Origin of the sequence: Winogradskyella eximia, assembly GCF_003386165.1 — a bacterium.
In the GTDB taxonomy this organism is placed as follows: Bacteria; Bacteroidota; Bacteroidia; order Flavobacteriales; family Flavobacteriaceae; genus Winogradskyella; species Winogradskyella eximia.
Genome location: NZ_QRDV01000002.1, coordinates 295,172 through 316,428, shown reverse-complemented (window position 1 = coordinate 316,428; position 21,257 = coordinate 295,172). Strand labels below are relative to the sequence as shown.

General features: G+C 31.4%; 18 protein-coding genes and 1 pseudogene. 12 read left to right on the top strand and 7 right to left on the bottom strand.

The window, feature by feature from the left end; all coding sequences use genetic code 11:
• The 6 genes from DFQ10_RS07090 (at position 1) to DFQ10_RS07065 (ending at position 6,393) form a co-directional block, all read left to right on the top strand.
• A complete protein-coding gene (locus DFQ10_RS07090) occupies positions 1 to 1,329 on the top strand; it encodes a hypothetical protein (protein ID WP_115816709.1) in 1,329 nt (442 codons plus the stop codon).
• 23 nt (positions 1,330 to 1,352) lie between these two features.
• Positions 1,353 to 1,940, top strand: a complete 588-nt coding sequence (locus DFQ10_RS07085; RefSeq protein WP_115816708.1) for an NUDIX domain-containing protein — start codon at positions 1,353 to 1,355, stop codon at positions 1,938 to 1,940.
• A complete protein-coding gene (locus DFQ10_RS07080) occupies positions 1,940 to 3,175 on the top strand; it encodes a DUF6638 family protein (protein WP_115816707.1) in 1,236 nt (411 codons plus the stop codon). Before DFQ10_RS07085 ends, DFQ10_RS07080 begins: the two co-directional genes overlap by 1 nt.
• A gap of 40 nt (positions 3,176 to 3,215) precedes the next feature.
• Positions 3,216 to 3,743 (top strand): hypothetical protein, encoded by a 528-nt coding sequence (locus DFQ10_RS07075; RefSeq protein ID WP_245940642.1) that lies wholly within the window; start codon positions 3,216 to 3,218, stop codon positions 3,741 to 3,743.
• 114 nt (positions 3,744 to 3,857) lie between these two features.
• Positions 3,858 to 5,558: a hypothetical protein gene (locus DFQ10_RS07070; RefSeq protein WP_115816705.1), complete on the top strand. Its 1,701-nt coding sequence runs from the start codon at positions 3,858 to 3,860 to the stop codon at positions 5,556 to 5,558.
• A gap of 94 nt (positions 5,559 to 5,652) precedes the next feature.
• Entirely contained in the window at positions 5,653 to 6,393 is a 741-nt protein-coding gene (locus DFQ10_RS07065) for a hypothetical protein (protein WP_115816704.1), read from the top strand.
• Here DFQ10_RS07065 and DFQ10_RS07060 read toward each other — a convergent pair whose 3' ends face one another.
• Complete coding sequence (locus DFQ10_RS07060) at positions 6,394 to 6,858, bottom strand: GNAT family N-acetyltransferase (protein ID WP_115816703.1); 465 nt, start codon at positions 6,856 to 6,858, stop codon at positions 6,394 to 6,396.
• Entirely contained in the window at positions 6,848 to 7,867 is a 1,020-nt protein-coding gene (locus DFQ10_RS07055; RefSeq protein ID WP_115816702.1) for a formimidoylglutamase, read from the bottom strand. The genes DFQ10_RS07060 and DFQ10_RS07055 overlap by 11 nt, the downstream gene beginning before the upstream one ends.
• A 116-nt stretch (positions 7,868 to 7,983) precedes the next feature.
• Between DFQ10_RS07055 and DFQ10_RS07050 the strand changes: the two genes are divergently transcribed.
• Positions 7,984 to 8,871 (top strand): chromosome partitioning protein ParA, encoded by an 888-nt coding sequence (locus DFQ10_RS07050; RefSeq protein ID WP_115816701.1) that lies wholly within the window; start codon positions 7,984 to 7,986, stop codon positions 8,869 to 8,871.
• 96 nt (positions 8,872 to 8,967) lie between these two features.
• Here the strand turns inward: DFQ10_RS07050 and hutI are convergent, their stop codons facing one another.
• The 3 genes from hutI to fumC form a co-directional block, all read right to left on the bottom strand.
• Positions 8,968 to 10,206 carry an imidazolonepropionase gene (gene hutI / locus DFQ10_RS07045; RefSeq protein WP_115816700.1) on the bottom strand — a complete coding sequence of 413 codons (1,239 nt, stop codon included), beginning with the start codon at positions 10,204 to 10,206 and terminating at the stop codon, positions 8,968 to 8,970.
• Between the two features lie 95 nt (positions 10,207 to 10,301).
• Positions 10,302 to 11,723, bottom strand: coding sequence for a T9SS type A sorting domain-containing protein (locus DFQ10_RS07040; protein ID WP_115816699.1), 1,422 nt, complete (start codon positions 11,721 to 11,723; stop codon positions 10,302 to 10,304).
• An 81-nt stretch (positions 11,724 to 11,804) separates the two neighbouring features.
• A complete protein-coding gene (fumC, locus tag DFQ10_RS07035) occupies positions 11,805 to 13,202 on the bottom strand; it encodes a class II fumarate hydratase (protein WP_115816698.1) in 1,398 nt (465 codons plus the stop codon).
• Between the two features lie 448 nt (positions 13,203 to 13,650).
• Here fumC and DFQ10_RS07030 point away from each other — a divergent pair, with 448 nt between their 5' ends.
• From DFQ10_RS07030 to DFQ10_RS07010, 5 genes and pseudogenes are all read left to right on the top strand, one after another.
• The gene (locus tag DFQ10_RS07030; RefSeq protein ID WP_115816697.1) at positions 13,651 to 14,355 is read left to right on the top strand and encodes an alpha/beta fold hydrolase; all 705 of its coding nucleotides are present in this window, start codon (positions 13,651 to 13,653) and stop codon (positions 14,353 to 14,355) included.
• Positions 14,356 to 14,385: 30 nt separating this feature from the next.
• Positions 14,386 to 15,336: pseudogene (locus DFQ10_RS07025) on the top strand (ATP-grasp domain-containing protein); the annotation flags it as partial.
• 322 nt (positions 15,337 to 15,658) lie between these two features.
• Positions 15,659 to 16,753, top strand: coding sequence for a carboxylate-amine ligase (locus DFQ10_RS07020; RefSeq protein ID WP_115816695.1), 1,095 nt, complete (start codon positions 15,659 to 15,661; stop codon positions 16,751 to 16,753).
• 18 nt (positions 16,754 to 16,771) lie between these two features.
• Positions 16,772 to 17,590: a type 1 glutamine amidotransferase gene (locus DFQ10_RS07015; protein ID WP_115816694.1), complete on the top strand. Its 819-nt coding sequence runs from the start codon at positions 16,772 to 16,774 to the stop codon at positions 17,588 to 17,590.
• Positions 17,591 to 17,596: 6 nt separating this feature from the next.
• Positions 17,597 to 18,799 (top strand): hypothetical protein, encoded by a 1,203-nt coding sequence (locus tag DFQ10_RS07010; RefSeq protein WP_115816693.1) that lies wholly within the window; start codon positions 17,597 to 17,599, stop codon positions 18,797 to 18,799.
• A 31-nt stretch (positions 18,800 to 18,830) separates the two neighbouring features.
• On the opposite strand, the gene DFQ10_RS07005 is transcribed toward DFQ10_RS07010, so the two are convergent.
• Together DFQ10_RS07005 and DFQ10_RS07000 are read right to left on the bottom strand one after the other, a co-directional pair.
• On the bottom strand, positions 18,831 to 19,964 hold the full coding sequence (locus DFQ10_RS07005) for an MBL fold metallo-hydrolase (RefSeq protein WP_245940641.1): 1,134 nt from the start codon (positions 19,962 to 19,964) through the stop codon (positions 18,831 to 18,833).
• Positions 19,965 to 19,986: 22 nt separating this feature from the next.
• Positions 19,987 to 21,186, bottom strand: coding sequence for an ATP-grasp domain-containing protein (locus DFQ10_RS07000; RefSeq protein WP_115816692.1), 1,200 nt, complete (start codon positions 21,184 to 21,186; stop codon positions 19,987 to 19,989).
• Positions 21,187 to 21,257: the final 71 nt, after the last annotated feature.

The window sequence follows — 21,257 nt, the reverse complement described above, 5'->3', positions numbered from 1 at the left end:
ATGGAAGACGACGTAAATAATGAAGTAAAGTTAGATAATTCGTCTAACAAACCTGTTAATAGTTGGTTACAGAGACTAAAGGATGAAAGCTGGGAAGCTGAGTTATTGGTGTCTGCAATAGCTATTTTTGGTACATTTCAATTATTTGATGTTGTAGAATGGGCAACAAATAAGTTTATTAATGTATTAAACCCTAGTCAATATTTAGTGGGTTATGCAATTGTTTTTCTTGGGCTATTTGCCATTAGCATTTTGGCATCCATGTTTGTAATTCATTTTATTCTTCGTGCGTATTGGATTGGGTTGGTGGGTTTAAATTCTGTTTTTCCAGATTATAGTATAGAAGACAGTGCTTATTCAAAAATATATACTGAGAAAATTCTGTCTATTCTTCCAAAATTAGAAGATTCCATAAAAAAGGTAGATGCATTATGTAGTGTTATTTTTTCTGCAGCATTTACGTTTTTATCAATGTATTTATATATGGCACTTTTTGCTTATGTGTATTTAATGATTTTTAATTTGTTGTCTAGTTATGTACCAACTTTAATTCTTTTAATTCCATTAGGTTTATTTATCGTAGCGATGTTATCTCAAATGGTAATTGGTATAGTTGCTAATTTGAAAAAAAATAAGGAAAAAGAAAACCTTCAGCTTTTATATTTCAAAGCTGTTAAATATGGTTCACTTATAATGATAGGACCTTTGTATAGGTCTATTCTTCAGATTACAATGATATTTGGTTCAAATTTTAAAAAGAATAAATCTCTAGCTTTTTTAATGATGTCTTTTTTAATTGTTGGGATGCCTTTGGCTGTTATTCAAATGAATAAAACTAACATTCCTTACTTAATTAAAAACGGACTTTCTGTTGAGTCAGATGCATTAAAAGTTAATCCTAATTATTACCAGTCTGAAAATTCTAATAGCACGTTTCTCTTAGCACCACAAATAGAATCAGATATAATAAAGTCTGAAGTAGTTAAAATATTTATACCCATTTTTGATAATGAAAAGAAAATGAGTGAGGAAACGTGTGATGCTTATATAGAAGATACCAACAAATCTAGGGTTGAACAGCGAAAGGAGCGTAGGTTGAATGCTCTAAACTGTTATCAGAAATACAATACGGTTTATTTAGATGATGGAAAAAAAGAGATTGACTTTTTAAAATATACGCACCCAATAACTAAACAATTTGGTATTATTGGCTATATGCCATTAAGCAATCAAAAGTTAGGAATGCATACTATAACTGTTAAGAAAGAATTTAGCCAAGATAATATAAGCACTTGGTCAATTCCATTTTATTATACACAAAACAATTAGATCTATCTAAAGGATAAATCATTATGAATAGTAATCTAAAAAGCATAAAAAAAACGACCCTCTCAAAAGAATGGGCAACATTAGATAGAATTGATTATGAATATCAATTTAAGAATGGTGATTGGAAATCTGTCTCTAGAGAATGTTATAATAGAGGTAATGGTGCAGCAATATTGTTGTACAATGCAAAAAAAGGCACTGTAATATTAACAAAACAATTCAGAATGCCAATTTATGAGAATACTAAAAGTGAAGCAATGTCCATTGAGGCTTGTGCTGGTGCTATTGATAATAATGATAACCCTTTAGAAACTATTATAAGAGAAACAGAAGAAGAAGTTGGTTACAAAATAAGTAATGCCAAACAAGTACTTACAGCATACACATCACCAGGAGCTTTAACTGAAAAAATGTATTTATTTGTTGCGGAATATAGTGATGCAATGCAAGTTAATGATGGAGGAGGATTAGAAAGTGAAAATGAAGAAATTGAAGTTTTAGAGCTTACGTTTTCTAAAGCTATAGAAATGATAAAAACAGAAGAGATTATTGATGCTAAAACGATTATGTTGTTGCAATATGCTCAAATCAATAATTTGATTGAATTATAATGAATAAACTAAAACAAGCCAACTTATACAGAAGCGAACTTATTTCTATCAGTGGAAAACTAGTTGAGCGTTACAACAAATGCTTAAAAACGCTTGGTTTTACAGAAACAAAACTAACATCATTTTATATTGATGGCATTGGTTGGAGCCCTGAGGTTGCGGAAGAAATGGAAAATATGCATTACCTAAATCATGGTGATGCTAATCCAAATGGTATAATCATATCACCTTTACAAAAGGGAAAACCTGTGTATTTGCCTTTTCATTCTTTTGATAAAGAAATGATGCAACATGTCTTTAGAACGCATGGTCAAAAAATTAATGATATCACAAGAGATTCTGCCATTTGCATAGATTTTGACCAGAATATTGATGTGTTTTATGAGCCATTAGACGTTTTAAAATATGATAGTATCAATATTAAATTCAGGCTTATTGATAATCTAGAACAGGTTCAGAAAGATCAATTAAAATTAGTTGATAAGTTTAAAACTGATAATAACTTTATAGACGAAGCAATACATCAGCAATTACTAGATTCGGCTAAAACTTATGGCGACTTACGAGAAAGAGATTTAAGCTTACATCCTTTACATTTTTCAACAGACTCGTTTTACACTAGGGCTTTTGGTGGTGTTTACTTGCTAAGAGATTTTATAAAACTTATTATTGTTTTTGAAGATTTGGAAGCTTATAAAGAAGCGATTAAAGATACCATACACGATGTTTTAATTTACCACATCGCACAACCAGAGCTAGTTGAGAAACTAAAGGATCACATTATTATTGAGTGCGATTTAGAATATATTGTAAAAACACCAAATTACGAACGTATTAAGAAATATGTACTTGCTCAATTTTTAAAAGATACAGCGCATCCTATTAAAGACATATTAAATGATAGTGTGTTGTTTAAAAGTTATTTGAATAAAATTGATATCAAGGAAAGAAAGCAAGTAATGAGTGTTGAGTTATATCTCGAAAAACTTGAGCGTAGCAATGCATATAAGATTGAAGATATAGTTGATCAATCGTTCTATTTTGCTTTGCATCAGCCACATTCGTCTTTGTCTTCAAATCATCGTGATTTAATTCATAAATTACTTATTAATATTGCACCAAAGGATGTTTTATTCCTGTATTGGTACGATAAAGAGCAGTTTTATAAGAATTATGAAACTTGGGATGATTCATTTAAAGATTGGGTAATTGAAAGAATCCGTAACAATATTTAATATAATTAGACTAATTTTATAAGAAACCAAAACATAGATTATGATGTCACTCGAAATAATAGTTTTTATTGCTTCAATACTTTTTGGAATTGTATTGTATTGGCGTGAATCTAAAAGCAACAAAGTATATCGTTTTTTCAATAAGATATTTTATTCTAAAGAGTTACAGATGTCTGATAGCAGCGCTAAAGGGTTTCTATATCAACAATCTTTTTTGATGCGTTTGGTATATATTGGAGTGCTTTTTTTAGTCGGAATTGTTGTTGTTAGATTTATAATTCCTATTGATTTGGCTACCTTATCATTATTCGCTTCAAGTATTTTCGGAACTTTATTAGGAACGTATTTGGCTAATTTTGTGTTTAAATCATCAGAAGTTATTGACGAAAAAAGCGATTCACTTTTAGATGCTGTTAAAGATACCGTGGAAAAAGGAAAGGATTTTATTCAAGATTTAGAATCAAAAGATGCTAAGGTTGAAACGGAAGTGAAACAAGAAATGAATTCTAAGCCTGAAGCTGAAAAACAAAGTGCACGTGACCGATTGAAAGATAAGGGTCTAATGTAGATGTAATGCGTTATGAAGTTAAAGTGCTTCATAACACCTAATCTAATTAATTATAAAACAACAGATTGCTAGAGTTGAAACAAATAGTCAGCTTCGCAATGACAAATTGATATCATGATAAAATCATACTGGAATAAAGGAGGAAAGCAAAAAGGAATCACAATTTTTGTGATATTGCTGTTATTAGTGTTATTGTTCTTTTTTAGAGACGATTATCAACCTGTTTTATTATTTATACGTAAGTATATATTCGTCATTTTAGTCAGTGCACTCATTTTGTTTTTTGGACTAAGAAAATTCAGAAAATCAGCAAATGTAGGTAGTCGCTTAGGAATTTTAGCCTTGCTCATTATCTTTTTTGGATTGTTATATGTTGTAGGATGGCATTATAAAATGTATGATTATATGAAAACGTATAATGTTTTCAATAGTTTAAATAAAGTTGAAATTAATGAACTACCATTAACCCGTAACGAACGTATTCAGCCTTTGCGTAACGTCTTTTCAATGGCAAACGAAAGTGTTGGTGAAACCAAAGATGTATCCTTACCACATTTAGTAAGAGTTGATGGTCAGAATAAATGGACCATGGCCATTCAGCCAAGTGAGAAGTATGTGATGCAACAGATAAACGATAATACAGAAGAAGTATTCGCGGTAAGTAGTACAACACCTTTTCCAAGATTTTCTAATGAAAACCGTATTCCTGTTACATTTTCAATAGGTGAATCTTTAAAATTTAGTAGAAACACATACAATGCTGTTGTGCAACGTTTTAATCCTTGGATGCTTTTTAATTACGAGCCAAGTGATACGTTTTACATGAAAAATGATGACGATAAATGGGTAGAAGTAGTGAGTTTAATTAAGTGGAAAGGCTTCTTTTTTCCTTACCCATCTTTTGGAGGTGTAATGATTATTGATAGTGGAGAACACGATATGAATGATTATTTAGAACGTATTACCATTGGTAAAGGCACTTTTGTGAGTCCAGATGAGATTAAAAATCATCCATTCTTAATGAAGCAAAATACCTTATCTGAAAAAGTTTCACAGCTTGAAGCTGAATCTCTAAAATTTTTAGGTGGATTTAGTGATCCATTACCTTGGAACATGGAAACAGCTGTTAAAATTCCGATGATGCCCAAAGACCAAAACCAACAACCTTATGTTACCGATTTTGATTTTTCAGGTTCAAATTCTAATGCTTATAGTGGTTTGTACCATTGGTTTGGTTTAGAGCCAGTAGGTAATGAGCGTACAAGTTTAAGTTATAGTGTTTTTGTACCAGCTGATGGGACGGATAAATTGTATTACTACGATCATGCTACAAAAAAGCAAGGTTATGCAGGTGTTTCCGCTATGCCTTTAAAAGTAAAAGAATCTCGTAAAGAATACGATTGGAATGCGAGTACACCTGTTGAATTTAGACCTTATATAAAAAATATAGCTGGTAGAAAACGTATGTTTTTCTTGGGCACAATATCATCTATTAGTTCTACGGATGCACAACAGTTTGATGGCTCAGCAACACCAGATTTAGTGTTAATTGATAGCGAGTATAGAGATGTGATTTGGATAGATGTAAAACATCCAAGTACTTGGGATGAAGAAGTGTATAATCAATTAAACGAAGCCTGGAGAGCAAGTGAAGGTATTGGTTATTATTTCAAAGAGCAACCAAAAGACGAAGACATTTTAGAACGTGAAATGGATTCTTTAATGACGATTCCAAAGGTTGAAGATAATACAACAGAGGTAATTGATAAATTACAACGTCAGATTGATTCTTTGAAGGCTGTTAATGGTCTTTAATTCTTTGACTATTTTATAATTTTTTATGACCTGTTAGTTTTTATAGCCTAACAGGTTTTTGTTATTATTATAATCTGAATATTTATAAATCTAATTGAAACAAAAAATAAAACATAATAAATTTAGTTTCTACGAAAAACAACGCTTAACAGAAGAAAAGTTAGAGTTTGATTTTGAATCTGTTCATTGTGAAGACATAGGATTATATATTATTGGTAAATACCCAAGATTACAGTTTGGTAATTTTAATTTTTCTGAAGGCTTAGATTGGAGAAATAATGCTGAAGCGACTATAAGATTAACTATTCTAAATTTAATTAATAATGGTGTTATTGAAGTGGTTAAGGTTTTAGATTCTAAGACATATTTTTTTAAATTATTTAAAAGTTATCATCCAAACTATTACTTCAAAATTATTGATTTACAAGTTGATAAGGATTGGTTTTCTGTTATGGTTTATAAAACTATAAATGAAGTAAATCGAACTGATTATCCTGATTTGTATGATTATATTGATAAAATAATCGGAAAAATAATAAATAATCAAGCCAACTATAATAATCCTTCTAAAGCATTTCTGATTCAAATTTTAAGGATTTACACTAAGAAATTTAAATGGATTGAATTAATTAAAACTAAAAAGTTACTGGGATTAATTGATGATTTTAATCTAAAAGTTGAAGACATTTATATTCCGCGAATAAGCATGCAACATAAATCTCTTACAGATATTGAGAATAATTTGTTACGCCAAAACAAGGATTACAAAGTTTTTTATAAAGCATTAAATACTAAAATTTCTTATTGTTTTAGTAAAAGAAATAATGATAATTAATTAAAGTTCTAACAACATCTTTATATCAGAACGTAAATAAGGAGAATCTTTTTCTAGTTCTAATTCTACAAATCCATATTTACGATATAAGTAAATGGCATTTTCTAATTTTCTGCTTGAGTAGAGTAGTAGTCCATCTAGTTTTTTAGATTTACCAAAATCAATACAATGATGTAATAATTGTTGTCCAATTTTTTGACCGCGTTCTTCAGGTAAAACGGCCATTTTAGTTAATTCTAAAATTCCAGATTTCTCAGTAGGCATTAATGCAGCAGTACCAATGACTTTATTATTTTTTAATACAAAGAAAATAAATCCACCTTTATTAATAATGTATTTATCTGGTTGGCTTAAAACCTCTTCATCATAATCCTCAACATAAAAAAAGGTCTTTAACCATTCAATATTGAGCTTGTAGAAGTCTTGTGCGTATTGTTTGTTAAAATCAATAATCTCAATTTCCATTTGCTCTAATAAAATCAGTAATCAAATACGTAATTAATTTTCCAACTTTAGTTTCTGTCTTTTTAGTAGGTGCAGCTTCGCAAATATGTAAATAAGTGGCATTTTCATGAGACCCGAAGAAATTAACAAATTGTCGAGCTTTTTTTACGCTAAATCCGCTAGGAGTCATTGCACTACTTGGTATATTTTTAATAGCATCACAGTCTATTTCTATTCCAAATTTTTTGTTGGCAACATGATCTAATGCTATTTTTATTTCAGATTTAAAATCGAGTTCATTTCTAACTTCAATACCTTCGTATGTATTGTATTTGAGATTTTTAATCTTTTTAAGAGTATTGAATAATTTATTGGAAGTATAATTTTCGTGTAATCCAAAAATGAAATAATTTTTCAGAAAACCTTCTGCAAAAGCATAACTGAATCCGTTGCCACTATGTCTGCCTTCTTCAGATCTAAAATCTGAATGTGCATCAAAATTGACCACATTTATTCTTTCGTTAGTCGCTAAAGCGCAACCTTTAATATTTCCGTAAGCATTATTATGTCCTCCACCAATTACAATAGGTATTTTACCTGCTTTTACAATTGAGGTAACTATATTGGTGACATCTTTATCTATGATCTCTACAAATTTTCTAACTTTATTAAGTTCCTTTTTCTTGGATGTATCTAACGCTAATAATATTTCACGTTGTTCAGCATACTCTAAATGGCCTAGTATTAAAACGCGTTTGGCCTTAGTAAAACTATTACTTTGTATATTTAATAAAACTTTTAAGGTGGCTTTCCAAGCTTTATAAGTGCCTGTTTGTCCGAGATTTGCGTAAACGCCTATATCTTCTTTTATACCAAAAATAACATAGTCAACATCTAAATTAACAATATCATCGTATATGTTAGTGAGGTTAGGTATTAACTGAATATGTTCTCCAAATTTTGTTTCACCTTTGCGTTTCTTTAAAAGATGTTGTTTGTCTTTTTCTGTAAATAAAATAAGATGTTGCATATGGAAAAAAAATAATTATAATAATTAGAATAAAAGTACAGTTTTATTTAATTACTTTGATCTCAAATTAACAATTAAAAAACAACAATTAAACAATTCTTAAAACCAAATAATTTATGGAAGGTTCACAAAAATCAAATACAGGATTTAAAGTTGGCTTAGTTATACTAGCCGTTTTATTTTTAGGTACAGCATTTTACACATCTAAACTTTATAGTGAAAAGCAAGAGAATGAAAAATTATTAGTGAATGAGAAGCAACAAGTAATGAATGATCTAAGCAATATGGCGAAAGATTATGACGAAGCTATTGCGGAAAGTGAAGTAAAAAATCTTGAAATAATTGCAGCAAGAGAACGTATTCAAGGCTTAATGGATTCTTTAAAAGTATCTCAAAACAGTGTAAGTAGCTTATGGAGATACAAAAAGAAGTATTTAGCTTTACAAGAGGAAATGGATGTTTTATTAACTGAAAATGATCGTTTAAAAGTTGAAAATCAATATTTAGCAACGTCTTTAGATAGTACAAACGTACAATTGGCAGAGCGTACAATGTTTACAGATTCTCTTTTAGTACAAAACTCAGAATTAGCAGGTGTTGTAAGAGATGCAGCAGCATTACAAACCGTAGGTTTAGTAGGAATGGGTGTTATTGAAAGAAGAAGTGGAAAACAAATTCCAACCGAACGTGCAACTAGAAGCGATAAACTTAAAATTTGTTTTACGGTAGCTAAAAATACACTTACTGAAGCTGGTGATAAAGAATTATATGTACAAGTAATTGATCCTAAAAACAATGTACTAGGTTCTAACGACCAAGTAGAATTTGAAGGTGAAGTTTTAAACTACAGCTTAATAAGTCGTTTTAACTACGAAAACAGAAACTTAAATATTTGCGAATACATCAATGAATTGGAAGATTCTAAGTTCGAAAAAGGACGTTATAAAGTCAATGTATTTAATGACAAATCATTGATTTCTTCTTCAGAATTTACAATGAAATAGTATTTACTGAAATCATTAATAAAAAAAATCCAGAAGTTAGCTTCTGGATTTTTTTATGGTATAAATTTAGATGACTTGTAATTTTGTTATTAACTGTTAGTCTAAAATTTGACCATTAATGATAACTTGTTCTACCGGATTGTGAGCAAAAGCATATGGTATTTCACTATAATGATTCATTGGTTTTGTAATAATGAGATTCGCTTTTTTTCCTCGTGTTATACTTCCGTACATATTACTTATTCCCATGGCATATGCACCATTAACAGTGGCTGCATTTATAGCTTCCTCTGGAGTCATTTTTAGTTTTACGCAAGCAGCACTTACTACAAAATTCATATTTCCACTAGGTGAGGAGCCAGGATTATAATCTGTAGCTATAGCTAACGGTAAGCCAGCATCAATAAGTTTTCTGGCTGGTGTATAAGGAATGCTTAAAAAATAAGAGCAACCAGGTAGTGCAACAGGTATAGTATCTGTACCTTTTAATGCTTCTACATCTGCATCATTTAATTCTTCTATATGATCTACAGATAGTGCATTATATTTTACGCCAAGGGCTATGCCACCTAAAATATTAAATTGATTAACATGAATTTTTGGTCGTAAATTGTATGCTTCTCCAGCTTTTAAAATGGCTTCTGTATCTTTAATATCAAAGTAGCCCTTCTCACAAAAAACATCAACGTAATTTGTGATATTTAATTCAGCTGCTTTAGGAATTAATTCTTCTGTGATATATTTTATATAATCTTGTTTTTTAGATTTGAATTCTGAAGGAATAGCATGAGCAGCTAATAATGTCGGAATTATTTTTGCTAAGCTTTCTTGTTTCATGCGTTTAATAACCCGAAGCATTTTTAATTCGGCTTCAACTGTTAAACCATAGCCTGTTTTTATTTCTACAGCTCCAGTGCCCATTTTAATAAGTTCGTTTAATCGCTTTATAGATTGCTCATATAACTCATCTTCGGAAGTCTCCTGAAGTTTTTTGGCAGAATTTAAAATACCACCACCTTTATTCGCTATGTCTTCATAAGATAAGCCATTAATTCTATCTACAAATTCAGACGTTCTATTACCTGCATAAACCACATGTGTATGAGAATCGCACCACGAAGGCAGTACAATTTTACCTTTGGCATTAATTGTTGTTTCAGGATTAAATCCTTCACAATCTTTCATCTCTCCATATTCTATTATGGTATCATTTTCTATATATAAATATGCGTTTTCAATTATAGGCAGTTTTTTCATGTCACTACCTTTTAAAATCGTAGTGTTAGTGTCATGTACTTGAAGAAGTTGTTTAATATTTATGATTAGTGTAGACATAATTGTTGCTGTTTTTGTAAAGATTGCTATTTTTTTGAACAAAAAAAAACGCTAGTAGAAGTTTTACTAGCGTTTTAAAAAATTTAATCCTCAATCTATTCTTTTACAAATTTTGAAGAGGTGTTATTATTAATCTTAATGGTGTAAATTCCATTACTTAATTGTGAAACGTTTAGTGTTTCACCTACATTAATTGTTTGTTCTAAGACTTGCTTCCCTAAAACATCAAATACTGATACATCTATATTTTCATTGATATTTTCAAAGTTTAAAACATCTTTTGTTGGGTTTGGGTAAATTGTAACAGTTGGCAGGTCAGAATTATTAATACCTAATGCGTTTAGTCTGTTTTCAATCCAATCTACAGTATCTGATTGGTTACCAACAACAGCAATATCGATATCGGAATCACCATCAAAATCTGCTACAGCGACATCTAACATTTGATTGCCATTATCGATTATTAATTGATTTGTTGTGCTTGGTGAGGCATTCGCTGCCCCTTTAAACCATATAATAGCATCATCAGCATTGCCATAATCTGTTACTATAACATCATTTAATCCGTCTTCGTCCATATCGGCTATAATCATAGCAGAAGGATTCGATATGATAGTTGAGTTAGAGATAATTGTTCCTGTAGATGTTCCATTTACGGCTTTATTAAACCATTCAACATCACCATAATAATCCAACTTAACTGCGTCCATATTTCCATCGTTATTAACATCAGCAAATGCTACGGCAAATAAATAAGCGTTGCCAGTATCAACGGATTCTGTGTCTTTAATCCAAGAAACCGTAGAACTAGGGTCAGGATCTGTTCCGTCATATTGATTATAATAAATTTCTATATTACCGGCAAAAAAACCGACTAATACATCTAAATCACCATCAGCATCAAAATCAGCAATGTCTACGTAGTAAGGATAATTTGTAGTACCATTTTCTACATCAGATTCTGCTGTAAAATTACCAGAACCATCACCAGAATACCATTGTGTTCTATTGTTATTATAGGAAGGAGCAACCAAGTCAATATGTCCATCATTATTGATATCGCCAGCAACTACTTGTCCTGGACCACCAATGGCACTATCAACAGCAACTTCAGTATAGCTATAGGAGCCGTCCATAGTGGTGGCACTGAGATAATAAACTAATTTATTCTGGTTAACAGACGTTGCTATGATATCCATCGCACCATCTTCATTAACGTCAGCTAAAGTTAATCCATCTACCCATTGTATGGTTGATGAAACAGTGATTTCAGTTGAAAAATTGCCGTTCCCATCATTCAAATAGCATTTAATATAATCTTGGATAGGAGTACCGCTATTGTAATTATAGGTCGCCATTACAATATCCATATATCCATCACCATTAATATCGCCTGTTTCAATTTCGTATGGTTCATCTCCAGTGTCAGGATCAACATTACTTAAAACCCAGTCTTGAGCGTAATTTAGATTGCAGCTTACTGCAAAAATTAAAAATACTAGTAGTTTTTGTTTCATAATCGTTATAGTTTAGTGGTGCTAATATACTAAAAAATCGACGAAACATGTATTTCGTCGATTTTTTTAATCGTTTTGACGTTATTTTAAGGTGCCTACCATGTTTTCTGGTTTTACCCATTCATCATAATCTTCAGCAGATACATAACCAAGATTTACAGCTTCTTCTTTTAAAGTTGTACCATTTTTGTGTGCAGTGTTTGCAATTTCAGCTGCTTTGTAATAGCCAATTTTAGTATTTAAAGCAGTTACTAACATTAATGAGTTGTTTAGTAATTGCTTAATCACTTGGTGGTTTGGTTCAATACCTCTTACACAATGTTCTTCAAAGCTTACGCAAGCATCACCAATTAATTGAGCCGACTGTAAAATGTTAGACGCCATCATTGGTTTAAAAACGTTAAGCTCATAGTGTCCTTGTGTGCCACCAACAGAAATAGCAACATCGTTACCCATCACTTGTGCACAAACCATAGTTAAAGCTTCACATTGAGTTGGATTTACTTTTCCTGGCATAATTGAACTTCCTGGTTCATTTGCTGGTATGATAATTTCTCCAATACCAGAACGAGGACCAGATGCCATCATTCTAATATCATTTGCAATTTTATTTAAAGAAACAGCTAATTGTTTTAATGCACCATGTGTTTCTACAATAGCATCATGTGCTGCCAAAGCTTCAAATTTGTTTTCAGCAGTTATAAAAGGTAAATCTGTGAATTCTGCAATGTACTTAGCAACTAAAACATCATAGCCTTCTGGTGTGTTCATTCCTGTACCAACAGCTGTTCCGCCTAAAGCCAATTCACTTAAATGATGAAGTGTATGTTGTAAAGCTTTTAATCCGTGATCTAATTGAGAAACATATCCAGAAAATTCTTGACCTAATGTTAAAGGTGTGGCATCCATTAAATGCGTTCTACCTATTTTAACAACCGTTTTAAATTCTATTGATTTTTTGTGTAATGTGTTACGCAGTTGAATAATTCCAGGTATAGTAGTCTCAGCCACCTTTTTGTAAGCGGCAATATGCATACCAGTTGGAAACGTATCGTTAGATGATTGCGATTTGTTAACATCATCATTTGGTTGAATGGTTTTTTCACCTTCTCCAATTACTTTACCAACAATTTGGTGTGCTCTATTAGCAACAACTTCATTAACATTCATGTTACTTTGCGTGCCAGAACCTGTTTGCCAAATCACTAACGGAAATTGATCGTCATGCTTACCTTCTAAAATTTCGTCACAAACTTTAGCTATTAAATCTCGTTTTTCTTTAGATAATACCTCTAATTCACAATTGGCATAAGCAGCCGCTTTCTTTAAATATGCAAAACCATATACAATTTCTAATGGCATGGATGCAGAAGGTCCAATTTTAAAGTTATTACGAGAGCGTTCTGTTTGAGCTCCCCAAAGTTTGTCGGCAGGTACTTTAACCTCACCCATTGTATCTTTTTCTATTCTGTAATTCATGAGTACTGTATTTAATGTTATACAAATTTAACGGTTTTGTAAGGTTTTATGGATATTATATATGGTTTTATTTGAACAGGTATTGGTTAAAATAGTTGATAAGTTTTTAGTGATTATTTTCAAAATTATTTTAAAAATAATGTTTTATGGATTTAGCAATTTTTAACTGTGTTTTATGACTTATTAATAAAAAAGTATAAAAACAATTATGGCAGGTGAATTATATTCATTTTAAATTACGATATTTAAAAAGTACTTATGTTGTATTTTGATTAACTATTTAGTTCTCAACCACTATGCAATAAATTATTAGTACAAATAGTGTATTTTTGCCGACTTAAATATTTGAATTAACTAACTATAAATTAAACCATTGAAATAACTAGTCTAGTAATTAAATAATTATTAATGCTGTTTCATTGACCTTTAAAAATAAGATACAAAACACATGAAAGAAGAACACTTTAAATGGTATTCACCAACTTTAAGTAAAGATATTGAAATGCTTGTCTTTGGGCATACTGGTTATCCTGTAATTCTATTTCCTACAACCATGGGAAAACATAATGAATGTAGAGATATGAAACTTGTTGAATCTGTAAGATGGTTTGTAGAGCAAGGTTTAGTTCAAATATATTGTCCAGATAGTATTAATGAATTAAGCTGGTACAACAAGAATATCCATCCTGCAGATCGTGCTAAAAATCATGTGTGGTACGATGAATTTATTATGAACGAAATCGTAAATAAAGTTTGTAGTGAAAAAGGCACTAATAAAGTCGCAGTTGCAGGCCCGAGTTTTGGTGGTTACCAAGCCGCTAATTTTGCATTTAGACATCCAGAACGTGTAAGCCATATGTTTAGTATGAGTGGATCGTTTGACATTAAATCTTTTGTGGATGGTCATTACGATGACAATGTGTTTTTTAATAATCCTGTAGATTTTTTACCAGGAGCTAATCATCCAGAATTGTGGAATATGAAAATAATTCTCGGAGTAGGTGAGTGGGATATTTGTTTAGATGCCAACAAAAAATTAGCTGGTATATTAACAGAAAAAAACATACCTTTCTGGTACGATGAACATAAATGGGCTAAGCATGATTGGCCTTTATGGAATAAAATGTTTCCACATTATTTATCAAAGCTATAAACTAACTATACTAATTAATCCATTTTAAACATGAGAAAAATAGGCATTTTATTCGGTCAAGAAAATACGTTCCCTTGGGCATTTATTGATAGAGTTAACGAAAAAATAAAAGAGCAAGGTATTAAAGATATGGTTGCAGAAGCAGTATCAATAGATACAGTAGAGCAAGCAAAATCTGATGAGTATGCTGTAATTATAGACAGAATATCTCAAGACGTTCCGTTTTATAGAGCATATTTAAAAAATGCAGCTATTACAGGAACAGCAGTAATAAACAATCCATTTTGGTGGAGTGCAGACGAAAAGTTTTTTAATAATGCCTTAGCCGAATCTATTGGTGTACCAGTGCCTAAAACCTTTATTTTACCATCTTCTCATCGTCCTGCAGATACAGACGAAAACTCATTTAGAAACATGAAATTCCCTTTTGATTGGGAAAAAATGTTTAATACTATTGGTTTTCCTGCATATATGAAACCTCATGATGGTGGAGGTTGGAAAAGTGTTTATCGTGTAGAAAGTCCAGAAGATTTATGGGCAAAACATGGTGAGACTGAGAATTTAGTGATGATGTTACAGGAAGAGATTAACTTTACTGAATATTTTAGATGTTATGCTTTAGGAACTGATCAGATTCATATTATGCAATATGAACCTAGAAATCCTCACCATTTGCGTTATGTTATTGATGGACCTCCAGTTGATAAGAAATTATTAGATTTAGTTGAAGAATACTGTATTAAATTAAACAGAGCTTTAGGTTACGATTTTAATACGGTTGAATTTGCAGTGAGAGACGGTATCCCTTATGCTATTGATTTTTGTAATCCTGCTCCAGATGCAGATATTAATTCTGTAGGACAAGAAAACTTTGATTGGATTGTTGAGAATGCTGCTGATATGGCGATTGCAAAAGCAAAAAAATACAAAAAAGGACAAATGAACCTTACTTGGGGAAGTTTTGTGAAAGATCAGATTGAAACTCCTAAAGCACCTAAGAAGACAGCTCCCGTAAAAAAGGCTGTTAAAAAAGCACCAGTTAAAAAAACTGCAGCTAAAAAGGCTACAAAAACAAATACTAAAGCTAAAAAAGCATCACCAAAAGCTGTAGTGAGTGAGACTGCAACTGCGCCTAAGCCGGTAGTTAAAAAAGTTGCACCAAAGAAAAAAACAGCAACTAAAGTAGCTAAAAAGAAAGCACCAGCTAAAAAAGCGGCAACTAAGACTAAAACTGCCAAAAAATAGAATTTCACATAAACCTGATTATTTTTAATAGTCAGGTTTAATTTAACCCTCATATTATATGAAGTTCACATTAGGTATTGAAGAAGAGTATCAAATTATTGATCCTGTTACTCGCGAATTAATTTCTCACGATCAGCAAATTGTTTCTGAAGCAGCTAAAATTTTAAACGACCAAGTTAAAGCAGAAATGCATCAAGCTGTGGTAGAAGTTGGTACTAATATTTGTCAAGATGTTACGGATGCAAGGGAACAAATTTCACATTTACGAAAATCAATATCTGATATTTCTAATGATCTAGGGTTTAAAATTGGTGCTGCTGGTACGCATCCATTTTCAAAATGGGAACATCAGCTCATTACACCAAACCCACGTTACGATGAGATTATAACTGAGCTGCAAGATACAGCACGTTCTAATTTAATTTTTGGGTTGCACGTACATGTTGGTATGGAAGATAAAGAAATGGCAATTCATTTGGTAAATGCTATGCGTTATTTTTTGCCACATTTATATGCCTTATCTACTAACTCCCCGTTTTGGGAAGGGAGAAACACAGGCTTTAAATCGTTTAGATCTAAGGTGTTTGATAAATTCCCTAGAACAGGCATACCAGGTATTTTTGAGAACTATGCGCATTACGAACATTACGTTAAGCTTTTAGTAAAAACCAATTGTATCGACAATCCTAAGAAAATTTGGTGGGATATTAGAGTGCATCCATTTTTTCCAACTTTAGAAGTTAGAATTTGTGACGTACCGTTAACAGTTAATGAAACTATTTGTATTACAGCAATTATTCAAGCATTAGTAGCTAAATTATATGATTTAAGAACGCATAATCTTAATTTTATGAATTATCATCGTGCTTTAATAAATGAAAATAAGTGGAGAGCAAGTCGTTATGGTTTAGAAGGAAAAATGATTGATTTTGGTAAAGAGGCTGAAGTTGATACTAAACTATTAATGTTAGAACTTTTAGATTTTATTGATGATGTTGTGGATGATTTAGGATCGAGAAAAGAAATCGAATACATCCATGAGATGATTAAGAATGGGACAGGAGCAGATAGACAATTAGCAATATTTAAAGAAACAAATGACCTTACTAAGGTTGTAGATTATATAACAGAACAAACTATTTTAGGATTATAAATAGACCTACTTATTACAATGAAAACTAATAAATTAAAGTTAGCAATTTTAGATATGAATAATGACGAACCCAACCAAGGGTTACGTTGTATTAAAGAAATTGTTAGTACGTTTAATGATGATATTGATTTCCAAATCTTCAATGTTAGAGCTAAACTAGAAATTCCAGATACATCCTTTGATATTTATATTTCAAGTGGAGGACCAGGAAGTCCATTAGATGATGGAGAATGGAGAGCACCTTATTTAAAATTAATGCAATCGCTTTGGGATTTTAATAAAACATCTCAATATCCTAAGAAATCGGTATTCTTTATTTGTTATTCTTTTCAGGTGATTTGCGATTATTTTCAACTAGGAGAATTAAAACCAAGACGTAGCACATCTTTTGGAATTTTAAGAGTTCACAAAACAAAGAAAGGACATAATGATCTTATTTTTGAAGGTTTAAATGATCCATTTTATGCAGTAGATTCAAGAGATTGGCAACTTATTCAACCTAAATTAACCGTGTTTAAAAAGCAAGGAGCTTCAATTTTAAGTTTAGAAAAAATTAGAACTCATGTGGAATTAGAACGTGCTATAATGGCGGTTCGTTTCTCTGATGAGTTTGTAGGAACACAATTTCATCCTGAAGCAGAGCCCGTAAGTATGGAAGCTTATTTTGGTTTAGAAGAAAATAAAAAGAAAGTTGTTGATAGTTTTGGAATAGAAAAATACAATCAAATGATGGATCGTATTGATGATCCAGAAAAGATAGAGCTTACTTACAATACTATTTTACCTAAGTTTATAAAGAATGCTATTGTTCAAATTAAAGAACCTTTAATGTCATAAATTACAATGATAAAGACTATAAGAGACGCCTATAACACCAATTTTTCAGAAGATAAATATAATGTCTTTTTGAAAGATATTGATTCGTCTTTTAATTATAAGGTGAAATTTAAAATTGCTGAAACACCTGTGTTTTTGCCTAAAGCTTTAAAAGAGAAACTGATTGAAGCTTGCAACGATATTATGCTTGTTATTAATAAGCCTAATTTTAAGCAATTAACTGATGGCGCTTTTTTTGACGCTAATACTATTGTACCTAATGAAGATGAACACTCAAAGTTTATTCAATTAGATTTTGGTATTTGCAAAGAAGAAGATGGTAATTTAACACCAAAGTTAATTGAACTTCAGGGTTTTCCATCTTTATATTATTTTCAGGAATTGTTAGGACGAAAATATCGTGAGCATTTTGGAAATGTTATTCCAAACGGTTTTTCTCAGCATTTAAATGGCATGACGTCTAATGATTATTTAGCTGCATTGCAACAAGAAATTGTTGGAGGTACCAATCCTAAAAACGTCATTTTATTAGAAATTGAACCAGAACAACAGGCAACAGCTATAGATTTTTATGCTACAGCAGCCAAATTAGGTATAAAAGTACTTTGTATTACCGATTTAAAGAAAAGAGGTAAAACACTATTTTATTTAGATGAAAACCAAAATGAAGTTAACGTTTTAAAAATTTACAATCGTATTATTTTTGACGAATTACATCAACGTACAGATCTTAAAACAGAATTTAGCTTTCAAGATGAAGTAGATGTAGAGTGGATTGGTCATCCTAATTGGTTTTATAGAATTAGTAAATACACCATGCCGTTATTAAAAGGAGACTATGTACCAAAATCATACTACTTAGATAAGTTAGAACGTATTCCTGAAGATTTAGAGAACTACGTTTTAAAACCGTTGTATTCGTTTGCAGGAGCAGGAGTTCAGATTCATGTAACACAAGAAATGATAGAGAATATCACCAATAAATCTAATTATCTTTTACAAGAAAAAGTAGACTATGCTCCGGTTATAGAAACGATGGATGTGCCAGCAAAATGCGAAATTAGAATGATGATGCTTCATAATTCTAAAACCAACAAAACCGAAATTGTTAGTAATCTTATGCGCTTGAGTAAAGGTGAAATGGTTGGTGTTAAATACAACAAGGATAAAACTTGGGTAGGAGGTAGCACTGGTTTTTTTGAAGAATAAGATTTTATAGTTTAAGTAATTTTCTTTTTAATTATAGCTCTTCCCACCAATTTGTGTAAGCGTTAATAGCGTCTTTTACCATTATTTCTTCACCAATTCTAGGTGTTATAACTTCAAGATTTAACTCTTCTGCTTTTTTGGTAACACGTTTAATTGGATCTGTCCATTCGTGCAACGCTAATTTAAATCCTGCCCAATGAATTGGCATTATCTTTTTTGCTTGTACATCAATACCTGCTTGTGCTGTTTCTTCTGGCATCATGTGAATGTCCGACCACATGTCGTTGTATTGTCCGCATTCCATAAGTGCTAAATCAAAAGGACCATATTTCTCACCTATTTCCTTAAAATGTGTGGCATAACCACTATCACCACTAAAATAAATGTTTTCGGTTTTAGATTGAATAACCCAAGAACTCCACAAGGTACTTTGACTATTGTTTAATTTTCTACCCGAAAAATGTTGCGCTGGTGTACAAACTAGTTTTAAACCCTCTAACTGTGTGCCTTGCCACCAATCCAATTCCGTAATTTTATTTGCAGGAATATCCCAAGCCTTTAAGTGCGTACTAATACCTAATGGTACATAAAAATGATTTGTTTTGTCTTTAATCTTTAAAACAGATTCATAATCTAAATGATCATAATGGTCATGTGAAAAAATCACGGCATCTATGTTTGGTAATTTTTCAATTTCTAAAGGAAACTCTTCATTAAAACGGTTACCACCAAGAAGTGGAAGTGGAGCTGCTACTTTACCAAACATTGGATCAATTAAAATAGTTTTACCATCAATTTGTAATAAAAAAGAAGAATGACCAAACCATATCATTCTAGCATCTCCTTGGTAATCTGCTATGTTAGTTGAATCAATTTTATTGGCTTTTAAATCTGCTTTAGGTCTTCCGTTAGGTACTGTTGTGGTAAAAAAAGTATAAGCTAGTTGAGCTGTTTCTGAAAAGCTTAAATCTTTAGGAACAGGATTTGTGTTGTTAAACTTTCCGTTTTTAAATTGTTCAGATTTTTGATAAATTAATTTTTGTTGTTTTGAAACATCTCCTCCAAAACTTGGATAGAAATTTGTGAATGCAAAGAATGTAACAATTAAAAAAGCAATTATTATAAGTGCAATAATCATTATTCGTTTTAATATTTTTTTTATCATTCTTATTACCCGAAATAAGTTGTTACTCCGACTTATCAGGTGCAGGTAAACTAGCATGAAACTCTTTACCAATACGTTCTGTATAATGATCTAATAATTCTAAAACACGTTCACTAGAATCAGAAACTACAATTAAACCAATATGCCAAGCTTTATGCATTTTCCAAACGATTTCTTCATCAGTAAAGCTAGATGTGTCAGGATGTTCAAAGCGGCTTAAAGACACCACAATACCTGCATATTTATTATTAATTTTTGGCAGTTTATATTTTTCTTTTCTAAGATTTGAAGCTTCAATTCTTGCCCATTCTCCCCAAAGATTAACACCAGATGCAGCTTCTACCATTTCGGCTAAATTAGCTCCACCAACTCGAGAAGAGGTTTCTAAAAAGAATAATTCTCCAGTAGCTTTAGATTGAATAAATTCTGTATGAGACGCACCAAATTGCATTCCGAAGGCTTTCATTACTGAAGCATTCATTTTTTGTAAGCCTTTTTCAACTTTAGAACCTATTTTAGAACTGGCAGATCTAAATATGCCTCCTCCGTGAGCCACTTCAAAAGGTGTGTCCAAATATTTACTTACTCTAGCAAAAACGACCTTTCCATCAACATTTAAACCATCTACATGATAAACATCTCCAGGAGCAAATTTCTCAACCAAATAATTATCGCGTTCATCACCAAGTTCGTTAACAACGTGCCATAATTCGTCTTTACTATGTATTTTTTTTATTCCTGTCGCTGAAGCTTCCATTCTAGGTTTAATTAACCATGGTGGACTTACACGATCAGCATACGCGTTAATTGTATCGTTATTAAATAAATCGGTGAATTCTGGGACGTTAACACCTTCTTCTAGAGCTTTCATTCGCATAGCGAGTTTATCTCTAAAATAATGTGCTGTAGTTCTTCCCATGCCAGGCATTCTAAAATGCTCTCGGAGTAGTGCTACTTTTTCAACATCAAAATCATCTAAGGCTACAAAACGATCAAATTTTATAGTTCTAAACTTGTAGGCAATGCCTTTAGCAACATCGTTTTGGTTCCATTCTTCAATATAAAATGTATCATCTATTGATTCCCATGGCCAAGGTTCTTTATCTAATTTCTTTTTAGTTAATAAATAGATATTATGTCCTTCAGCTTTTACACTTTTTAGAAAATCTTCACCTTTAAAATAGGTAGATACACAAAGGAAATTTAACGGTTGTTTGGACATATTTTTTGAGTTAGAATCAAGATCGCTTAGCTTATTATAGCAGAACTACAATTTGATTGGTTTATAAATTA